This window comes from Sphingobium sp. VMM (assembly GCF_056790315.1).
The window spans coordinates 16,552-34,765 of the sequence record NZ_JBXGSI010000025.1; the positions used below are offsets into that span (position 1 = coordinate 16,552).

Consider the following 18,214-nt stretch of genomic DNA (forward strand, 5'->3'; position numbering starts at 1 on the left):
GGGTCCAGAATGAAGCGGTTCGCGCTCTGTATAATATTGGCCAGCACGGCCCTGTCGGTTCCGGCCAGTGCCGCCACGCCCACCAGCGCGACCGCACCGGCCGATGCCCGCGCCATTGCCGCGATCCGCGCGCGCCCGGCGGTCAAGGCCGCCTTCGCCGCGCTGGAGGCCGAACATGACCAGTGGGTCGACAATATCGTCACCCTGACCCAGATTCCGGCGCCCCCCTTCAAGGAAGAGACGCGGGCCAAGGCCTATGCCGACATGTTCCGCGCCGCCGGCCTTACCGATGTGGAGATTGACGAGGGCGGCAATGTGCTGGGCCTGCGCCGTGGCAGCGGCAAGCCGGGCGGCAAGCTGATCGTCGTGTCCGCCCATCTCGACACCGTCTTTCCCGAAGGCACGCCGGTCACGGTCCGGCGCGAGGGCAACAAGCTCCACGCGCCCGGTGTCGGGGACGATGTCGCCGGCCTCGCCACCCAATTGAGCCTGATCAAGGCGATCGTCGGCGCCAACATCAGCGCGCCGATGGACATATTGTTCGTCGGCGATGTCGGCGAGGAAGGCCTGGGCGACCTGCGCGGCATGAAGCAGCTGTTCCACAAGGGCAAATACAAGGACCGCATCGCCAGCTTCTTCTCGATCGACGATGGCTCGGTCGATGGCCTGATCAATGGCGGCGTCGGATCAAAGCGCTATCGCCTGACCTTCACCGGCCCCGGCGGCCACAGTTTCGGCGCCTTCGGCCTGGTCAATCCGATGACGGCGATGAGCCAGGCGATCGTCGATCTCTACAAGATTCCGGTGCCCCAGTCGCCCAAGACGACCTACAGCGCCAGCGTCGTGGGCGGCGGCTCCTCGGTCAACGCCATCCCGCAGGAAGTCTGGCTGCAGGTCGACATGCGATCGGAAAGCGCGGCTGAACTGGCCAAGCTGGAACAGGCGTTCCTCGCCACGGTGGACAAGGCCGTCGAGACCGAAAATGGCGCCCGCTCGATCAAGGAAGGCCCAATCCGCGTCGACAAGAAGGTCGTGGGCGATCGTCCGGCCGGCAGCACCGCCGCCGACACGGCGCTGGTCCGCCAGACCGCCGCTGCCTATGCCGCCGAAGGCGTCACCGCGCGGATGAGCTTCAGCTCGACCGACGCCAATGTGCCGATGAGCCTGGGCATCCCGGCCATCACCATCCCGCGCGCGGCGACCGGCGGCCGGGGTCACTCGCCCGACGAATGGATCGACGTGTCGGCGCCGGAATCGCTCAAGGTCAAGCGGATGGACCTAGTCGCCCTGCTCGCCGCAGCCGGCTATCGCTGATCAACCTGATGGGGCCGGCCAAAATGCCGGCCCTGTTCAGTCCGTCCCGTTCAGTCCGCCTCGCACAGCGGTTCCTCCTCGCGATCGCGCGCACGCAGGGCCGCGCCCGCATCATTGGCGATGCGCGGGAAGGTCACCCCTTCCAGATTGCCGCGCCCGTCGCACAGCCGGTCACAGGCCATGTCGACCACGCCGGGCAGCGCCACCTGGTCGCCATCATATTGGGCGACGATGATGCACTTCCTGCCCCCGGAAAAGCTCAGGATCAGTTTGTCGCCAGCCCGCCGCGCAGTGCCCGCGCCATGGCAACTCTGTTCGGTGCCGAAAATCGCCTCCAGCCCGAAACGATAGTCGCCCGACTTGGCGGGAAGGACGCAGAGCGTATCCCGCCCCGCCTCATGCCGCCGCTGGAACAGCCCGACCGGCGCGATCCGCGACGCGTCGGCAATGGCGCCGGTCGCGATCGCCGCGCGCTCCAGCCCCGAAGCTGCAGCCCCGGCGCGATCGGGCGCGGCTGCGCCCGGCGTCACGGCCTGCTGACACCCGGCTAGAAGACATGCGAGGAAAAGGCTAGTGCGCCGCATCGACACCCGGTTCATCGACCGCGCTCAGCCCATCGGGTCCGATCCGGCGGAAGAAGCAGGAGCGCGCACCGGTGTGACAGGTCGGCCCCGCCGGCTCGGCCAGCACCCAGACGGCGTCCTGGTCACAGTCGATCCGGATGTCGCGCACGCCAAGCATATGGCCGGAACTTTCGCCCTTCTTCCACAGTGATTGGCGGCTGCGCGACCAGAAATGGGCCAGGCCCGTCTCGACCGTCAGCGCCAGCGCCTGCGCATTCATATGCGCCACCATCAGCACTTCCCCCGAGCTGACATGGGTCACCACCGCGGTGATAAGGCCATGATCATCATATTTGGGGTTGAGGGTCAGCCCCCGGTCGCGTGCGTCATCCATCCGCGCGCTATAATCGGCAATGCGGCCCGTGCGAAGTCCCTTCGGCGCTTTGCATTGGGGCACGGCCTGACAGCCCCATTGGGTCGGACTGTCGCATTTTGGCAAATCTGTTGCACGGATGCTACAGAATGGCGACAGTCCTGCTTGCTCCGAGGCCCGCGCGCGCATAGCGTCGCGCGCGATCCGCAACAGCGGACAGCAGCAGGGAAACGGATGCCAGGCCAATCAAGGGGGCCAAATATGACATCTTCGCATATCTTCACCAGCATTTCGCGCGGCGCGCTCGCCGTCGCACTCACCGCTCTGGCGCCGATCGGTGCCGCCCATGCCCAGACCGAAGCGCCCGCCGCATCGGGCGAAGGCCTGGGTGAAATCGTCGTCACCGCCTCGCGCCGGGCTGAAAATGCCAAGGACGTGCCGGTCGCCGTGACCGCCATCGGCGGCGAAAAGCTCGACGCGCTCAACAGCAGCGGCCTCGACGTTCGCTTCCTCGCCGCGCGCACGCCCAGCCTTCAGGTCGAAAGCTCGTTCGGCCGCACCTTCCCGCGCTTCTACATCCGGGGCCTTGGCAACACCGATTTCGATCCCAACGCCGCCCAGCCGGTCTCGGTCGTGCTCGACGATGTCGCGCTCGAAAATCCGATGCTCAAGAGCTTCCCGGTGTTCGACCTTGCCAGCGTTGAAGTGCTGCGCGGCCCGCAGGGCACGCTGTTCGGCCGCAACACCCCGGCGGGCGTCGTCAAGATGACCTCGGCCGCGCCGACCGATCATTTCACCGGCTATGCCAGCGCCTCCTGGGCGACCTACAACACCGTCAATGCCGAAGCCGCGATCGGCGGCCCGATCGCCGACGGCCTCAGCTTCCGCGTGTCGGGCCTGCTCCAGCGTCGCGACGACTGGGTCAAGAACGACAATGAAGGCGGCAACGCCGCCAGCGAGCTGGAAGGCTATCGCGACATGGCCGGCCGCGTGCAGCTGGCCTATGAAGCCGGCGACTTCAAGGCGGTGCTGAGCGGTCATTATCGTGACCTGGACGGCAGCCCGCGCGTGTTCCGCGCCAACATCTTCAAGCAGGGCAGCAACCATTTCGTCGACGGCTTCGACAAGGATCATGTGAACCTGGACGGCTATACCAGCCAGTCGATGAAGCAGGGCGGCGGCAATCTGCGCATGCAGCTCCATGTCGACGGCCTGGGCACCTTCTTCTCGACCACCGGCTATGAGAAGGCCAGCGTCGAAAGCACCGGCGACATCGATGGCGGCGGCTGCTACCCCTATACCGGCTGCACCGCCGGCCAGCTCGGCGTCGGCTCGTTCGACTCCAACACCGGCGGCGTGACCAAGCCGGAGGAATTCAGCCAGGAATTCCGCTTCGCGACGGACGACATGAACGGCATCCGCCTGCAGGCGGGCACCTACTTCTTCCACCAGCGCCTGAAATATAACGAATATGCCTATGATCTCGCGGGCAACCGGGTGAGTGCGATCCTGCACAACAACACCAACGAGAATATCGGCCTGTTCGCCTCGGGCGAAGCCAAGGTGACGTCGGCCCTGACGCTGCGTGCCGGCGTGCGTTATTCGCACGACGACAAGCGCGACACGATCACGCTCGATCCGGCGCTCGCCGCCAGCAGCATCTCGTCGCAGCTGATCGGCGTCGACCTGCCGCTCAGCAACACCGCGCAGGGCAGCAACCTGTCCTGGGACGTCAGCGCCACCTATGCGCTCAGCCCCGACGTCAACCTCTATGGCCGCGTCGCCACCGGCTATCAGGGCCCGGCGATCCAGGATCGCGTGACCTTCTTCAGCGTCCCCTCGGTCGCCAAGAAGCAGACCACCATCTCCTATGAAGGCGGCATTAAGGGCGCGATCGCCAACATGGTCCGCTTCGACCTGTCGGCCTATTATTGGAACACCGACGATCTGCAGCTGACGGCTGTCGGCGGCGTCGGCAACTCGGCCCGCCTGATCAACGTGAACAAGGCGGTCGGCTATGGCCTGGAAGGCAATCTGGAGGCGCAGCCGCTGGATCACCTGAACCTGACCGTGGGCGGCAGCTACAACTTCACGGAAATCCGCGACAAGAACGCCTTCGTGGCGGTCTGCGGCTCGGGCATGTGCACGCCCACCGGCAACACCTTCGTCGATGGCGGCACCACCTACAGCTATCTGGACGGCAATGACCTGCCCCAGGCGCCGCGCTACATCGCCAATGCGACCCTGCGCTATGGCATCCCGGTCGGCGATGCGGGCGAAGTCTTCGCCTATACCGACTGGGCCTATCGTAGCAAAATCAACTATTTCCTCTACTCGGCAGCCGAATTCCGCGGCCGCTCGTCGCTGGAGGGTGGCCTCAAGGTCGGTTACAAGTCGAACCATGGTTATGAGATCGCGGCCTTCGCCCGCAACATCACCAACCAGATCCGCGCCGTCAGCGCGATCGACTTCAACAACCTGACCGGCATGATCAACGAGCCGCGCATCATCGGCGGCATGATCAAGGCCAGCTTCTAAACCGAAGTCTAAGCGCCCCATAGGCGTTAGTCGGCAGAGGAAGGGCGTCCCGCAAGGGGCGCCCTTTCTTGTTGCGCCCAGGGCAGCGGAAGGCCGCCGCCACGCGCCAGGAAAATCAACGAAGCCAGAAACGCGAAAACCCCATCCTGCCAAGGCAGGACGGGGTTTCATTTCGCGCATTCCCGAAGGAAATGGGGCGATCGACGGGATCCGAACCCGCGACCTCCGGTACCACAAACCGGCGCTCTAACCAACTGAGCTACGATCGCCACAGGGGCTGTTGCCCCGCGAGAAGGGCCACATATGCGGCCGCCCCTCCCCCGTCAAGCAGCTTATGTCAAAGGATGAAAATTATCGCCCGGCATCGTTGCCGGACGCCGCCAGACGGGCGCGCAGCACGGCCAGTTCGTCCGCCCCGACGCGCGGCCGCCCCTCCGCCGGCTTGCCCTTGCGCAGCTTCTTGCGATCCTTTTCCGGGGGATCGACGGCGCGAACCCGGACCGCCGCATGGCCCTGCCCGCGAATCCCCAGTTCCTCCGCCGCGCCGCGCGACAGGTCGATGATCCGCCCACGCGAAAAGGGGCCACGATCGTTGATCCGCACCAGGATCGTGCGCCCGCTATCCAGCGCCGTCACCTCGACATAGGCGGGCAAGGGCAGGCTGGTGTGCGCAGCCGTAATCCAGCCCGGCCGGAAGCGTTCGCCATTGGCGGTGCGATTGCCCGATTCCGATCCATACCAACTGGCATAGCCGACCAGGTCATAGCCCGGCTGGTCGGCCGGTACATAGGTGGTGCCACGCACCGTATAGGGCTTGCCGATGCGCACCGGCATGTCGCTCACCGGACGGAAATTCCCCCCGCCACAGGCCGACAATGCACCCAGCAGCGCCAAGGCCGCCCCCGAAGTCCCGATACCCCGTCTGATCGCTCTCATGCCCCCCTCCTACCCCCGCAGGCGGAGCAGGTCGAGGGCAGCGAGCCGATCATCGCCGCGATCCGCCGCACAAGGCCATGAAAAAAGGGGCAGAGGCCGCCGGCCCCTACCCCTTCCTTTCGACATGCACGCGCCGGGCGGGTTTCCCCTGCCGCAGCGCCACTCTCCCGCAAACCTACTTTCGACCGCGACGCCGGCAGATCATCGAACGTAAACGCGCCCGAACGGGCGCGCCTGCATCCTTAGTTGACCGAATCCTTCAGGCCCTTGCCGGCCTTGAACTTCGGCTGCGACGACGCCTTGATCGTCATCGTCTCGCCGGTGCGCGGGTTGCGACCGGTCGAAGCCTTGCGCTGCGACACGGAGAAAGTGCCAAAACCAACCAGGCGCACTTCGTCGCCCTTCTTCAGCGCGCCGGTGATGGCGTCGAACACGCCCTCGACCGCCTTGCTGGCGTCGCTCTTGCTAAGACCGCTGCTTTCAGCGACGGCGCTGATAAGATCCTGCTTGTTCATGCCTTGGGAACCCCCTTTATAGATGTTGGATAGTCAAGGAATCGCGGCGTAGGCGGGGCAATAAGGCCCAGCTTTCAAGCGGTGTCAAAGGGAAAGCGTCAAAAAAGCCGGCGTCGGCGCGTTTTTGCCCCCATGGGCATAAACGCGCCGAAAACCGGGCTTTTAGTGACGGATAGCGGGATCGCCGTCGCGCCCCTGGCCGGCGCTGGGCTGCGCGGCCAGATCATCTTCCTCGGTCCAGGTGATCGCTTCGGGCTTGGACACCAGCGCGCGCGCCAGCACCTCGTCGACATGGGACACCGGAACAATCTCCAGCCCCTCGCGGATGTTGGCCGGAATTTCCGCTAGGTCTTTCTCGTTTTCCTGCGGGATCAGCACCGTCTTGATGCCGCCACGCAGCGCCGCGAGAAGCTTCTCCTTGAGGCCGCCGATCGGCAGCACCCGGCCGCGCAGCGTCACCTCGCCGGTCATCGCCACATCCTTGTGGACGGGAATGCCGGTCAAGGTCGACACGATGGTCGTGACCATGCCGATACCGGCCGACGGACCATCCTTGGGCACCGCGCCCTCGGGCAGGTGGATATGGATGTCCTTGCGGTTGAACAGGCTCGGCTTGATGCCATAGCCGGGCGAGCGCGCCTTCACATAGGAGAAGGCGGCCTGCACCGATTCGTTCATCACCTCGCCCAGCTTGCCGGTCGTTTTGATGAGACCCTTCCCGGGCACGGTGACCGCCTCGATCGTCAGCAGTTCGCCGCCCACCTCGGTCCAGGCCAGGCCGGTGACGGCGCCGATCTGATTCTCTTCCTCGCCCACGCCGTGACGGAATTTCCGCACGCCGGCATAGTCGGCCAGGTTTTCGGGCGTGATCTCGACCTTGTCGAACGCGCCTTCCAGGATCTTGCGCAGCGCCTTGCGGGCCAGACGCGCCACTTCCCGCTCCAGCGTGCGGACGCCGGCTTCACGGGTGTAGTAACGGATCAGGTCGCGCACCGCGGCCTCGGTAACCTCGAACTCGCCATTCTTCAGGCCGTGGGCGTCGATCTGCTTGGGCACCAGATGGCGCTGGGCGATCTCGACCTTCTCGTCCTCGGTATAGCCTTCGAGCCGGATGATCTCCATGCGGTCGAGCAGCGGCTGCGGCAGGTTCAGCGAGTTGGCCGTCGTCACGAACATCACGTCGGACAGGTCGACGTCGATCTCCAGATAATGGTCCTGGAACTTGCTGTTCTGTTCGGGGTCCAGCACTTCCAGCAGCGCCGATGCCGGATCGCCGCGGAAATCCTGGCCCAGCTTGTCGATCTCGTCGAGCAGGAACAGCGGGTTCATGGTGCCCGCCTTCTTCAGGTTCGACACGACCTTGCCCGGCAGCGATCCGATATAGGTACGGCGATGGCCCCGGATCTCGGCTTCGTCGCGCACGCCGCCCAGCGACTGGCGCACGAATTCGCGGCCGGTCGCCTTGGCGATCGAACGGCCCAGCGAGGTCTTGCCGACGCCCGGCGGGCCGACGAGGCACAGGATCGGCCCCTTCAGCTTGTTGGTGCGCGCCTGCACCGCCAGATATTCGATGATCCGGTCCTTGACCTTCTCCAGCGCGAAATGATCCTCGTCCAGGATCGCCTGCGCCTTCTTGAGGTCGGTCTTGACCCGCCCCTTCTTGCCCCAGGGCAGGCCCAGCAGCACGTCGAGATAGTTGCGCACCACCGTCGCTTCGGCCGACATGGGCTGCATGCCCTTGAGCTTCTTCAGCTCGGCCGTCGCCTTGGCGCGGGCTTCCTTGCTCAGCTTCGCCTTGGCGATCTTGTCGGCCAGTTCGGCGAGTTCATCGCCTTCCTCGCCCTCGCCATTGCCCAGCTCGCGCTGGATCGCTTTCAGCTGCTCGTTCAGATAATATTCGCGCTGGGTCTTTTCCATCTGGCGCTTCACGCGGCCACGGATCTTCTTCTCGACCTGCAGCACGCCCAGCTCGCCTTCCATGAAGGCAAAGACCATCTCCAGCCGCTTGACCGGATCGGGCTCGACCAGCAGCGACTGCTTGTCGGCGACCTTGACGTTGATGTTGGCGGCAACGGAATCGGCCAGGCGACCGGCATCGTCGATCTCGCGCAGCTGCACCGGCGTTTCGGCCGGCAGCTTCTTGTTGAGCTTGGCGTAATTCTCGAACTGCTCGGCCACCGAGCGCATCAGCGCAGCGGCTTCCGGACCTTCGGCGACGATCTCCTCGACCGGCGCGACCTCGGCGACCAGATAGCCCGCCTCGGCCGGCGCCAGATCGGCCAGCTGGGCGCGATGCTTGCCTTCGACCAGCACGCGCACCGTGCCGTCGGGCAGCTTGAGCAGCTGCAGCACCACCGACACCACGCCGGTGTCATACAGCGCGTCCTTGCCCGGATCATCCTCGGCCGGGTCCAGCTGGGACACCAGGAAAATTTCCTTATTGCCCTCCATCGCCGCTTCCAGCGCGGCGACGCTCTTGTCGCGACCGACGAAGAGCGGGACGATCATCTGCGGGAAGACGACGATGTCGCGCAGCGGCAGAAGGGGATATTGCGTAGTCATTCACTCTCCAGGGCCGGACTTGCGGCCCGTCATGCGGTTCATCGCCTTTATGGGGATGCCCGTCGCGTCAATCAATCAGCGATCACCATATTGCTGCAACGATGAACAAGGGCTTATCCGCCAGCGGCAGCCCCGGAACGGCAGTGCGCGCCGGCTCAGAAGGGCAGCTTGAAGCCCGGCGGCAGCGGCAGGCCGGCGGTCATCTTGCCCATTTCGGTGTTGCTGACCTCGTCCGCCTTCTTGCGCGCATCGTTGAACGCGGCGGTGATAAGGTCTTCCAGCATCTGCTTTTCCGACGGCGCCAGCAGGCTGTCGTCGATCGACACGCCCAGGATGCGGCCCTTGGCCGACGCCTTCACCTTGACCAGGCCGCCACCGGCCGCGCCTTCGACTTCCAGCTTGTCCAGATTGTCCTGCGCGCGCTGCAGCTCTTCCTGCACGCGGCTGGCCATCCCCAATATTTCGTTCAGATCCTTCATGCTTCGGCACTCCATTGTTCCGGCTCGTCCGAATGGACCAGCTCGGCATCGGGGAAGGCGTCCATTGCCGCCTTGACCACCGGGGTTTCCAAAATTGCGGCGCGGCTGTCGGCCAGCTGGCGCTGTTCATTGGCCAGCAGGGTCGGCTTGGCCTCCCCCTCGCCCTGCGTCACCGTCCAGGCGACACCGGTCACCTCGCGCAGCGCCGGGATGATCCGGGTGGCGAAGTCGGGCGACAGGCTGGCCGTGCCGCGATATTCCAGCATTGGCGGATCATAGCGGATGATCCCCACGCAATCATGCATTTCCTGCGCCAGATGCCCCTTGCTCTTCTGCCAGAAGGCCTCGATCAGATCCTCGAATGTGGCAGGCAGGCTGGACGCGGGTTCCTGCGCGGGCGCGGCGGCGGCGGGCGCCTGGCCCGGCAGCGCCGGCGCGGCCATCGGCACCCCGCCCTGCAACATCCGGGCAAGGTCGCTGGGATCGGGCATGGTCGCGGCATGCATCACGCGCAGCAGCGCCATCTCGCACGCCTCGATCGGCAAGGCGGCGGTCGCCACCTCGTCATGACCCTTGAGCATCAGCTGCCACAGCCGATGCAGCGGGCCAAAGCCGATCTGCGACGCCCAGTCGGCCAGCGCGCCGCGCTCCTCGTCGGACTGGCCCGGCGTTGCAATATCGCGCCCGGCCTTCACCAGCGTGACGGCATGCACCAGCTCCAGCAGGCCGCGCATCAGCGACAGCGGCTCGACCCCCAGCGCATATTGGTCGCGCACCCCGCCCAGCAGCGTGGCGGTATCGCCCTCCAGCAGCAGGCCGAGCAGCCGGCGCGTCGAGCCGCGATCCGACAGGCCCAGCATCTCGCGCACCTGCGCGGCCGTGACCATCGGCTCGCCCTCGCCCATTTCGGCATGGGCGATCGCCTGGTCCAGGATCGACAGGCCGTCACGCGCGGAGCCCTCGGCCGCCTGCGCGATCAGCGACAGCGCATCGGGCTCGGCCGCGACCTGTTCGGCCTCGACCACATGGGCGAAATGGCCGGCCAGCATCTCGGCCGGGATGCGGCGCAGGTCGAACCGCTGGCAGCGCGACAGCACCGTCACCGGCACCTTGTTCACCTCGGTCGTGGCGAACAGGAATTTCACATGGGCCGGCGGCTCCTCCAAGGTCTTCAGAAGCGCGTTGAACGCGTTCTTCGAGAGCATATGGACTTCGTCGATGATGTAGATCTTGTAGCGCGCCGACACGGCGGCATAGCGCACCGCCTCGATGATCTCGCGCACATCGTCGACGCCGGTATGGCTGGCGGCGTCCATCTCGACCACGTCGATATGCCGGCCCTCGGCGATCGCCATGCAGGGTTCGCACACGCCGCACGGGTCGATCGTCGGCCCGCCCTGCCCATCCGGGCCGATGCAGTTCAGCGCCTTGGCGATCAGCCGCGCGGTCGACGTCTTGCCGACCCCGCGCACGCCGGTCATCAGAAAGGCATGGGCGAGGCGGCCGCGCCGGATCGCATTGCCCAGCGTCTGGACCATGGCGTCCTGCCCGATCAGCTCGCGAAAGTTGCGCGGACGATATTTGCGCGCAAGCACGCGATAGGGCTGAGGGGAATCGGACATCAAACCAACCTAGAGATTAGCTACGCCGACGTCACGCATCTGATGAGCTTCTACTGTGAAGTGCCCAGTCTCAACATCGAACGCCACGACACGCCACTTTAATCCTTGCCGCGCTTCAGGCCTCCAAGGTTCTGCGCGATCAACGCCCGCCCCCGGTTCACCTTCCACGATCACGGCATCGACCCAGCCGCCATATTCCTTCAGCGCGACGGCCAGATGCTTTTTACGCAACTTGTTGCCATGTCGTCCGACCCAATCCTCTAGCGGTCCGCTGCGTACTTGGGATGACATAGAAAGCGGCCGCGCTTCCCAATCGATCTCTTTTTTCCACAAAGAGACACAAATTCCATCGTCCTTCGATGCCGTCCAATCGAGCCGTGGACGCACTAAACGATAGCCTAATTTCTGGAATGCCTCAGAATAGAGCATATGTCCCTGAGTGCTAAAGGTGGGAGCCGGAACGACCCGCAGAAAAATCGTTGTGGCTGCTTCCGTCAGGACCTGACCAGGTTGGCGACGACTACGTCCGCCCGACTCCCGGCCGGGCATATGGCGAACTCATGACAGGAAGGCAAGGGCTTCCATGCCCTTGCCATGCCATAAGCCTAGTTCAGCCGCTCTTCTGCGCCTTGCTGACGAATTCCAGCGCCGAATGGGCGGCCTCGGCGATCGCCGCCTCGGCCTTCTTGTCGTCCACGGTCGGCCGGTCGAGATAGATGGCCAATATATATTCCTCGCCCGCGGGCGACTTCACCAGCGCGACGTCATTATAGGCGGTGCCGCAGCTGCCGGTCTTGCTGCCCGAGGTCCAGCCTTCGGGCAGGCCCGCCTTGATCCTTTTGTCGCCGGTGGTGCTGGCATTGAGCCAGCCGCGCAGCCTGTCGGCATCGGCCGCTGACATGTCGCGAAACAACAGTCGCCCCATCAGCCCGGCCATCGCCGCCGGACTGGTCGTGTCGCGCGGATCGCCAGCGACATTCTCGTTCAACTCGGGTTCGATACGGTCGAGCCGCGTGATCTTGTCGCCATGGGCGCGGATGAAGGAGGTCAGCCCCTCCGGCCCGCCCAGCATCGGCAGCAACAGGTTGGCGGCACTATTGTCGCTGACCTCCACGGCCGCCGCGGCCAGTTCGGCCATCGACATGCGGCCGCGCTTCTTGTTCTTCTTCACCACCGGCGCGTAATCGAGAATATCGTCCTTGGTGAAGGGAATCTCCCCCTCCAGCCCGAACTTGCCGCCCTGCGCGCCGATCAGCACGGCGGCCGCGAGCGGCGCCTTGAAGGTCGAGCACATGGCAAAGCGATCATCACGGTTGAAACCCAGGATCAGCGCGCCCTCGCGATCGACCAGCGCGATGCCCATGCGCCCGCCGGTCTCCTCCTCGATCTCCTTGGGATTGCGGACGGAGGTCAGCGCGGATTGCGGCACCAGATAGCGCGGCGCAGGCGGCAACAATGTCGGCAGGGTCGGCGCCTCCTCCACCTTCTTGGCCGGTGCCTTCTTCTTGGGCGCAGCCGACAGCGGCAGGGCCACGACCAGACAGGCGGTCAGCGCCGCGAGCGAGAGGGATTTGCGCAGCGCCATGGCTCACATACCTTGCATATTGTAGAATTCACCGGGGATACGGACGGTCAGCGCGTCCAGCTGTTCGGACAAGATGATCTGGCAGGCCAGGCGGCTGGTGCGGGTCGCCGCAGCGGCCAGGTCCAGCATATCCTCCTCATCCTCGCTCGCGCGCGGCAGCCGGTCGAAATCGGCGGCATCGACGATGACATGACAGGTCGAACAGGCCATCTGTCCTTCGCATGTTCCTTCCAGCGGCTGACCCGCCGCCTGTGCAACCTCCAGCAGGACCGACCCGGCAGGCGCATCGACCTCCAGTCGATTTTCGCCGTCGGCGCTGATGAAGGTGACCATGGTCATGCTATGCGATGCTCCCTGCTCACGGCGCCGCTTGTGCGGTCGCCGCCCCGTTAATCACCTTCGCAGCCTCCTCCAGTTCGGCCGATGTCGTGTATCGGCCAAAGCCGATCCGCACCGATCCGCGCGCCTGACTGTCTGAAAGACCCAAGGCGCGCAGCACATGGCTAGGCCGCCCGGACCCGCTCGCGCAAGCGCTGCCGAGCGAAAAAGACACATTGCGGCAATCGGACAACAATCGCGCGCCGTCGATCCCGGCGCGACGAATGTTGAGATTGCCGGGATAACGCGCGTCGGCGCTGCCGTTCAGCGTCCAGTCGGCGAACAGTGCGCGCGCCTGCGCAGACAGCGCCGCCACATGCGCTTGATCGGCCTCCGCCTGCTCCCGGATCAGGCGCGCCGCCACGCCAAAGCCGGCGCACAAGGCAGGCGACAAGGTGCCCGACCGCAACCCGCCTTCCTGCCCGCCGCCATGGATCAGCGGGTCGATCTTCACGCCGTCGCGCAGCCACAGCGCGCCGACCCCCTTGGGCCCGTGAATCTTGTGCGCGCTGATCGCCACCATATCGCACGGGTCGGGGATCGGCACCCGGCCATAGCCCTGCACCGCGTCGCACAGGAACAGCGCGCCCGCGCCATGGGCCAGTTCCGCCAACGCGCCGACGGGCTGGATCACGCCAATCTCGTTATTGACCAGCATCGCGACGACCAGCGCCACCCCGGGCACGATCGCCCGCGCCGCCGCCGCCAGATCGACCAGCCCGTCGCCATCCACCGGCAAGACCGTCACCGCCCGGCCCGTCCGCCGCATCGCCGCCACCGTATCCAGCACGGCGGCATGTTCGGTCGCGATGGTGACGATGTCGCCCGCCGGCGCGCCCTGGATCGCGATGTTCAGCGCCTCGGTCGCGCCGGAGGTAAAGAGCAGCCTGCCGCCCGGCGGCAGCAACTGGCCGATCGCATCGCGCGCCAGTTCCACCTGCGCCGCGACTATGCGGCCGGCGCGATGCGCGCTGTGCGGATTGGCGAACTGGTCACGCAGCAGCGGCACCATCGCCTCGAAGGCTTCGGGCGCCAGCGGCGTCGTCGCCTGATAGTCGAGATAGATCACCGGCCCGCCCGCTCCGCCATGGCGGTCCATGTGGCCAGGAAGCGATCGACACCGCCCGCGCTGGTCTGCGGGCCGAAACTCACCCGCACCACTTCGCCCGCCGCCGCCGCGTCCCAGCCCATCGCGCCCAGCACATGGCTGGTCTTGAGCGATCCGGATGAACAGGCGCTGCCCGCCGACACGGACATGCCGGCCAGGTCGAACTGGATCAGCTGCGCCCGCGCCGACAGGCCGGGCATGCGATAGCTGGCGATCGCCGGCAGGCGCGGCGCGTCACGCGCGACGATCTGCCCGCCCGCCGCCTCGATCCCGGCGTCCAGCCTTGCCCGCAGCGCGGCCGCCACCGGCATCCAGTCGCCCCGTGCCTCCAGCGCCGCTGCCATCGCCATGATCGCCGGCAGATTTTCGGTGCCGGCGCGATAGCCCTGTTCCTGCCCGCCGCTCGGCTCGACCAGCGCCAGGTCGCGGATCAGCAGCGCGCCGATCCCCGGCGGCCCGCCGAACTTGTGCGCGCTGATCGCGATCATGTCGGCGTCGGGCAGGGCCAGCTTGCCCGCGCTCTGGGCGCAATCGGCAAACAGCAACAGCCCCGCGCGCCGGAAATCCGCCAGTGGCTGGATCACGCCCGTTTCGTTGTTCACATGCTGGATCGCGACCAGACTGCCCGGCGCCAGCTCCGGCAACAGCACCCGGCCATCGCCATCCACCGCCAGCCGCTCAGCATCCTTGGTCACGCGCAGCACCGCATCATGCTCGACCGGCGAGGTCACGATTCGCGCCGCCTTGGCGCGGGTCAGCGCGATGGCGATCGCCTCGCTCGCGCCGGAGGTGAAGAGGACATGGCCATCCCATCCCAGCGCCGCTGCGATCCGCCGCCGCGCATCCTCCAGCATGGCCCGCGCCGCGCGCCCGTCGCTGTGCGGGCTGGACGGGTTGGCCCAGCCGGCCATCGCGGCGACCATCGCGGCCTGCGCCTGCGGCAGCATCGGGGTGGTCGCGGCATGATCGAGATAAAGGCGGTCGGCGGCCAAGCGGAACTACTCATTGATTGCGGAAATGGCGGCGGCATCTATATAGGCGGATTGCCGCGCTGCGCCAGCGTGAAGGCCATATGGCCAAGCCCCGGCGCGCGCACGGACCCTTTCCCCGCTGCCCCGTGGCAGCCCAGACCATAACAGGTGCCATGCCCGACGTCATTTTCCCCGGACCCGAAGGTCGCCTCGAAGGCCGCTTCAGCCCCCCGCCCCGCCCGCGCGCGCCGGTCGCCATGATCCTGCACCCGCATCCGCAGGGCGGCGGCACGATGAACGACCGCATCACCCAGGCGCTCTACAAGACCTTCGTGAAGCGCGGCTTTGCCGTGTTGCGCTTCAACTTCCGCGGCGTCGGCCGCAGCCAGGGCACGTTCGACAATGGCATCGGTGAACTCAGCGATGCCGCAGCGGCGCTCGACTGGGTGCAGAGCTTCCACCCCGAAGCGCAGACCACCTGGATCGCCGGCTTCTCCTTCGGCGCCTGGATCGGCATGCAGCTGCTGATGCGCCGCCCGGAAATCCGCGGCTTCATCTCGGTCGCGCCGCCGGCCAACATGTATGATTTCTCGTTCCTGGCGCCCTGCCCCTCGTCGGGCATCATCGTCCAGGGCACGGCGGACGAAGTGGTGACCGCCAGCGCGGTGCAGAAGCTGGTCGACAAGCTGCGCACCCAGAAGGGCATCACCATCCATCATGACGAGATCAAGGGGGCCAACCACTTCTTCGAGCATGAGCTGGACCAGCTGATGAAGTCGGTCGACAATTATCTCGACATGCGCCTGTCGCCGGACTCGCCTATCCGCTGAGGACCGGCCCGATCGGGATCATGGAGGGGCTGCCGCCGCGCAGCCCCTTTTTCTTTGCCCGCACGATCCGCCTGGCCGCCAGGACCGGAAATCTGCCGAGCCGCATCCAGTACCGGCCCGCAACCGAATGTCGATCAGCCTGACCTTCGTGATCTCCAGCCCCCGCCTCTGGCCTTTTGCAGCGGGACGCCCACAGCCCCCCGCCATGAAGCCTTGATGGCTGGCGCCCAGAAGGAGCACCCTCCACTTACTCCACGGCTTCGACCAGAAGCGGACATTCCTCCCCGGCACGGGGAGGTGGCAGCGCGAAGCGCTGACGGAGGGGCAGGTGCCTCTTAGCGCTGCGCTATCAGGTCTGTGCCCCTCCACCACTTGCTACGCGAGCCGTCCCCCTCCCCGTGACGGGGAGGAATGTCTTGTTCCCACCCCATTTTGTCATTCCCGCGTAGGCGGGAATCCATCTCCTGACCTCGCATCTGGTCCGAAGCTGGTGAGATGGATCCCCGCCTGCGCGGGGATGACGCTGTGAAACAGGTGGCCAGCTTCCCACCCAAATCCCACCCGGTGAAGGCTGTGATTTTCCTGTTCTTCGAGAGCAAGAGATGGTGGAGGACGGTCGCCCGCCGCGCGGTTCATGCGCGCGGCGCCGTGAAGAAGGCGGAGGAAGGACAGGCCGAATGCCGCCGCCAGACCAGCAGCCAAGCGGCCATCCCGCCCGCGCCCTCCCCAGGGGCGCCGGCAGGATCAGGCCAGCTCAGTTGGCCTTGGACAGGTCCACCTTCTCGACCCATTCGGGGTAGAAGGTCGGCTCGCGGTTGGACCAGCCGACCGCGGTGGCCGCCGCCTCGCTGATCGACTGCAACAGCAGCCGGCGCTTTTCGGGATGAAGATGCGGCAGGCTCGCCGCCGCGCAAAAGGCGCCCGGCAGCCAGGGCCGTGCCCCCGCCCCCAGCAGCCGCTCATAGAGGAAGCGATAGGCCGAGAAGCTCGCCAGCCGGTCCTGCCCCAGGTCGAAGGCGGACACCGTCACCAGCGGCGCCATGAACGGCTCCACCTGGTCCAGCCCGCTATCGTCGGGGACATGCGCCTTGATCTCGTCCAGCCGGCCATAGATGCGCGCCTGGGCACGGATGCTGGCTTCCTCGACCATGTCGCGCGACCATAGCTTCATCGCGTCGCGGCGATGCAGCCCGATGTCCAGCGATCTGCGAATATATCTTTGCGTGGCCGACGGGAAACTGGCGAATTCCCGCAATTCCGCCAGGGTAATGGCCCCGTCCGCCGGTCTTGCACTCGTGCCCATTGCTCATGCCCTCCGACTTGAAGTCGATCAGCAGAACATGCGCCTCACATGGTTAGCAAAGGCTTAACGGGCACCTGTCCCACCGATTGTCACAAGGGACCAGATTTCGTTTTGCAGTGCAACATGATATTTTTGTGAAATGCGACGGACGGAGGATTATGCCTCCGCTTCAACCGCTTCGGCTTCCAGCAACCAGGCCAGCCCCGCCGTCGCATCATCGAATATCCGCAGATAGGGCTGCGTCATTTCCCGCTTCACCTGCAACCGCGTGATCGCGCTGCCGGTGATGATGGCGATCCGCCGGGCCTTGGGAAAATCGCCCAGATTCGCGCGGAAGGACGCGACCGCCTCCTGCGGCTGGGCGCTGCTGGCGCTCATGTCCATGCGCAGCAGATAGCCCGGCTTGAACCCCTCGGCCAGGAAGCGGGCCTTGCACTCGCGGGCATAGGCCGCGACTTCCTCCGCCGTGAACAGCTTGGACCATTTGATGTCCAGCAGGTTCAGATCATGGCGAAATTCGATGTGGTACATGGCGCAGTCTCCTGCGCGCTCCCTGCCACGACCGGGTTAATATTTCGCTCCGGGGACGCCCCTGCTCAGGCCGGGCGCCGCTCCAGCACCGCGCCGATCATGCTGCGCCACACCGCCACGTCGCCGGCGCGCGCCATGTCGGCATCGGGTTCGCGCAGCGTGTGCAGGATCGCATAGGCATCGTCGACATGGTCGGGCCAGGCCGCATCCACCGCGCCCGCCGCATGGGGGTCCTTGCCGCCGCCATTCAGGCTGAGCTGGCGCCCGGCCAGCACGCGGGCAATGCGTTCGATCGCGGGGGTGGTGGAAGTCGGCATCGTCGTCTGCTCCTCTCGCGCGGGAAGCCGGCCTGACGCCTGATGGCGGTCGGGGCCGCGCTTGCCCGACTGGAATAACATGGATTTTCGCGGTCCGCTATCGGTCAGCGCTCGGGCTTTTCTGGAAATCCCGATGACGGCACCGGTTCGCCGTCATCGTCTGGCCGGCTGGTCGCGGGCGGGTCCGACGCGTCCATGCTGTCCTCCAGCGCCTCGTCCAGCTTCTTCTCGCTCTCGCGCCTGGTATCGCTCATCTGCGCGTCTCCTTTTCTCCTGCCGGATCAACCGA

The 18,214-nt window shown here is 65.9% G+C and carries 19 protein-coding genes, 1 tRNA gene and 1 other RNA gene; 3 read left to right on the forward strand and 18 right to left on the reverse strand.

Annotated elements, in window-relative coordinates; genetic code table 11:
* Window positions 1-9 precede the first annotated feature (9 nt).
* On the forward strand, window positions 10-1,314 hold the full coding sequence (locus ACUCV3_RS23935) for a M20/M25/M40 family metallo-hydrolase (protein ID WP_279729652.1): 1,305 nt from the start codon (window positions 10-12) through the stop codon (window positions 1,312-1,314).
* 50 nt (window positions 1,315-1,364) lie between these two features.
* On the opposite strand, the gene ACUCV3_RS23940 is transcribed toward ACUCV3_RS23935, so the two are convergent.
* On the reverse strand, window positions 1,365-1,898 hold the full coding sequence (locus tag ACUCV3_RS23940) for a hypothetical protein (protein WP_482241209.1): 534 nt from the start codon (window positions 1,896-1,898) through the stop codon (window positions 1,365-1,367).
* On the reverse strand, window positions 1,885-2,271 hold the full coding sequence (gene hisI, locus ACUCV3_RS23945) for a phosphoribosyl-AMP cyclohydrolase (protein ID WP_279729650.1): 387 nt from the start codon (window positions 2,269-2,271) through the stop codon (window positions 1,885-1,887). Before hisI ends, ACUCV3_RS23940 begins: the two co-directional genes overlap by 14 nt.
* Window positions 2,272-2,511: 240 nt before the next feature.
* On the opposite strand from hisI, the gene ACUCV3_RS23950 reads away from it, so the two are divergent.
* On the forward strand, window positions 2,512-4,788 hold the full coding sequence (locus ACUCV3_RS23950; RefSeq protein ID WP_010337130.1) for a TonB-dependent receptor: 2,277 nt from the start codon (window positions 2,512-2,514) through the stop codon (window positions 4,786-4,788).
* Between the two features lie 192 nt (window positions 4,789-4,980).
* Here ACUCV3_RS23950 and ACUCV3_RS23955 read toward each other — a convergent pair.
* The 12 genes from ACUCV3_RS23955 to ACUCV3_RS24010 all read right to left on the reverse strand — a co-directional run bounded on the left by ACUCV3_RS23955 (window position 4,981) and on the right by ACUCV3_RS24010 (window position 14,965).
* Window positions 4,981-5,057, reverse strand: a tRNA-His gene (locus ACUCV3_RS23955).
* An 82-nt stretch (window positions 5,058-5,139) separates the two neighbouring features.
* Window positions 5,140-5,724 (reverse strand): septal ring lytic transglycosylase RlpA family protein, encoded by a 585-nt coding sequence (locus tag ACUCV3_RS23960; RefSeq protein WP_279729649.1) that lies wholly within the window; start codon window positions 5,722-5,724, stop codon window positions 5,140-5,142.
* Between the two features lie 242 nt (window positions 5,725-5,966).
* Window positions 5,967-6,239: an HU family DNA-binding protein gene (locus ACUCV3_RS23965; RefSeq protein WP_004207699.1), complete on the reverse strand. Its 273-nt coding sequence runs from the start codon at window positions 6,237-6,239 to the stop codon at window positions 5,967-5,969.
* A 162-nt stretch (window positions 6,240-6,401) separates the two neighbouring features.
* Window positions 6,402-8,801 (reverse strand): endopeptidase La, encoded by a 2,400-nt coding sequence (gene lon / locus ACUCV3_RS23970; RefSeq protein ID WP_004207700.1) that lies wholly within the window; start codon window positions 8,799-8,801, stop codon window positions 6,402-6,404.
* A 155-nt stretch (window positions 8,802-8,956) separates the two neighbouring features.
* Window positions 8,957-9,280: a YbaB/EbfC family nucleoid-associated protein gene (locus ACUCV3_RS23975; RefSeq protein WP_004207701.1), complete on the reverse strand. Its 324-nt coding sequence runs from the start codon at window positions 9,278-9,280 to the stop codon at window positions 8,957-8,959.
* Complete coding sequence (locus ACUCV3_RS23980; protein WP_279729647.1) at window positions 9,277-10,902, reverse strand: DNA polymerase III subunit gamma/tau; 1,626 nt, start codon at window positions 10,900-10,902, stop codon at window positions 9,277-9,279. Before ACUCV3_RS23980 ends, ACUCV3_RS23975 begins: the two co-directional genes overlap by 4 nt.
* Before the next feature lie 9 nt (window positions 10,903-10,911).
* Complete coding sequence (locus ACUCV3_RS23985) at window positions 10,912-11,331, reverse strand: hypothetical protein (protein ID WP_279729646.1); 420 nt, start codon at window positions 11,329-11,331, stop codon at window positions 10,912-10,914.
* Between the two features lie 15 nt (window positions 11,332-11,346).
* Window positions 11,347-11,444, reverse strand: an RNA gene (gene ffs / locus ACUCV3_RS23990) — signal recognition particle sRNA small type.
* A 68-nt stretch (window positions 11,445-11,512) separates the two neighbouring features.
* A complete protein-coding gene (gene blaSGM, locus ACUCV3_RS23995; RefSeq protein WP_279729645.1) occupies window positions 11,513-12,487 on the reverse strand; it encodes an SGM family class A beta-lactamase in 975 nt (324 codons plus the stop codon).
* 3 nt (window positions 12,488-12,490) lie between these two features.
* Window positions 12,491-12,826 (reverse strand): 2Fe-2S iron-sulfur cluster-binding protein, encoded by a 336-nt coding sequence (locus ACUCV3_RS24000; protein ID WP_279729644.1) that lies wholly within the window; start codon window positions 12,824-12,826, stop codon window positions 12,491-12,493.
* A 19-nt stretch (window positions 12,827-12,845) separates the two neighbouring features.
* The gene (locus ACUCV3_RS24005; RefSeq protein ID WP_279729643.1) at window positions 12,846-13,964 is read right to left on the reverse strand and encodes a cysteine desulfurase family protein; all 1,119 of its coding nucleotides are present in this window, start codon (window positions 13,962-13,964) and stop codon (window positions 12,846-12,848) included.
* On the reverse strand, window positions 13,931-14,965 hold the full coding sequence (locus ACUCV3_RS24010; protein ID WP_482241210.1) for a cysteine desulfurase family protein: 1,035 nt from the start codon (window positions 14,963-14,965) through the stop codon (window positions 13,931-13,933). The genes ACUCV3_RS24005 and ACUCV3_RS24010 overlap by 34 nt, the downstream gene beginning before the upstream one ends.
* 152 nt (window positions 14,966-15,117) lie before the next feature.
* On the opposite strand from ACUCV3_RS24010, the gene ACUCV3_RS24015 reads away from it, so the two are divergent.
* A complete protein-coding gene (locus ACUCV3_RS24015; protein WP_004207708.1) occupies window positions 15,118-15,774 on the forward strand; it encodes an alpha/beta hydrolase in 657 nt (218 codons plus the stop codon).
* Window positions 15,775-16,528: 754 nt separating this feature from the next.
* Here ACUCV3_RS24015 and ACUCV3_RS24020 read toward each other — a convergent pair.
* The 4 genes from ACUCV3_RS24020 to ACUCV3_RS24035 all read right to left on the reverse strand — a co-directional run bounded on the left by ACUCV3_RS24020 (window position 16,529) and on the right by ACUCV3_RS24035 (window position 18,179).
* A complete protein-coding gene (locus ACUCV3_RS24020) occupies window positions 16,529-17,077 on the reverse strand; it encodes a hypothetical protein (RefSeq protein ID WP_004207710.1) in 549 nt (182 codons plus the stop codon).
* Window positions 17,078-17,233: 156 nt separating this feature from the next.
* On the reverse strand, window positions 17,234-17,608 hold the full coding sequence (locus ACUCV3_RS24025; RefSeq protein WP_010335366.1) for a hypothetical protein: 375 nt from the start codon (window positions 17,606-17,608) through the stop codon (window positions 17,234-17,236).
* Window positions 17,609-17,673: 65 nt separating this feature from the next.
* Window positions 17,674-17,925: a hypothetical protein gene (locus ACUCV3_RS24030; RefSeq protein WP_037507992.1), complete on the reverse strand. Its 252-nt coding sequence runs from the start codon at window positions 17,923-17,925 to the stop codon at window positions 17,674-17,676.
* Window positions 17,926-18,029: 104 nt separating this feature from the next.
* On the reverse strand, window positions 18,030-18,179 hold the full coding sequence (locus ACUCV3_RS24035) for a hypothetical protein (RefSeq protein ID WP_279729641.1): 150 nt from the start codon (window positions 18,177-18,179) through the stop codon (window positions 18,030-18,032).
* Between the last annotated feature and the right edge of the window lie 35 nt (window positions 18,180-18,214).